The organism is Moorena sp. SIO3I6, assembly GCF_010672095.1.
In genome coordinates this window covers 1-1,237 of the sequence record NZ_JAAHHU010001481.1, presented here as the reverse complement: position 1 = coordinate 1,237, position 1,237 = coordinate 1, and the positions used below count along the sequence as shown (strand labels likewise).

At 39.4% G+C, this 1,237-nt stretch carries 1 protein-coding gene; it reads right to left on the bottom strand.

Annotation, left to right across the window (positions count from 1 at the left end):
- Nucleotides 1-77: 77 nt before the first annotated feature.
- A partial coding sequence (locus tag F6K49_RS50450) for a beta-ketoacyl reductase (RefSeq protein ID WP_293110412.1) occupies nucleotides 78-1,237 on the bottom strand: 1,160 nt, incomplete at its 5' end.

Sequence of the window (1,237 nt, the reverse complement as noted above, 5' to 3'; positions counted from 1 at the left end):
ATCGTAGCGTAGCTGCGAACCTTCACTCCAGATCTGCCAACCTTTAATTGAAAGCTCTTGTAAAAACTCAACTAAATTCATAATTCACCCCTTACTCGTTCTATCTGGTCTGCTTCTTCTGTGTAAAGTTGTTGGTGATTTTTCCACTCAACTTTTTGACTAGCGTCAATCTCGTTCAGTTGATCTTTTACTTCAGTTACGATATCAGCAATACTAAGCCCTTCTATAAATTTTACAGTAGGAATATCTATCCCTAGCTTAACTAGACTCATATTTCGCAATTCTACAGCCATTAGGGAATCAAGTCCCATACTATTTAAAGGTTTTTGTAAGCTGATTTCTGAAGCGCTTGTCCGTAACGATTTCGCAATTTCATTTTGAAAATGATTCAATAAAATGTTTTCTCTTTTACTTGGTGAAGCTGCTTTTAATTGTTCTAAAATACTAGACTCCTGACTCTCTATTGTCTCTATTGAAGGGGTTTTCATATCCACAGTAGAGAGAGTCATCAGGTCACTAAATAGCTTTCCTAATCCCCTTACTTCATAATATTCCTTAAATGTAGACCAATCTACCTTTGTCACTAGCGGTTGAATAGCATTGGTTTTCAAAAGGAATTTTAAGGCATTGAATCCTTCCTCTGGTTGTAATGCTTCTATCCCAATCTGGTTCATCCATCGGACATAATTTTCGTCAGCAATCATTCCCCCAACAACGAAAATTCCCCAATTTATACTTAACGCTGGAAGCCCAATCGAACGACGATAAGAGGCTAGGATATTGAGAAAGTGGTTAGCTGCATCATAATGTCCGTGACCTAGGGAACCCCATACTGACGCAATTGAAGAAAAGCAGATAAAAAAGTCTAGACTAATCTCCTTAGTTAGTTGATGTAGAACCCAGGTTCCAACTGTCTTAGGGGAAAGCAAAGATTCAAATACTTTATAATTCATCTGACTTAATTTGTGTTCGCCACTTAAGCCAGCCGCATGAATAATACCCCGTAGTGGTTTTTGAGCAGTATCGATCCCTTTAATAATTGAGGACATTTGAGCTTGGTCGGTAACATCAGATGCGTACACTGTTACGCTAGCTCCCTTTTCTTCCATGAGTTGAATAGCTTGAACCTGTTTCCATTCATTACTCTTTCGATCCAGGTTAGGCCAATCTTCCCGTGGGGGCAGCCCTTTACGTCCAATTAGTACCAACTGGCAAGCTCCTTGCTCTACCATCCACA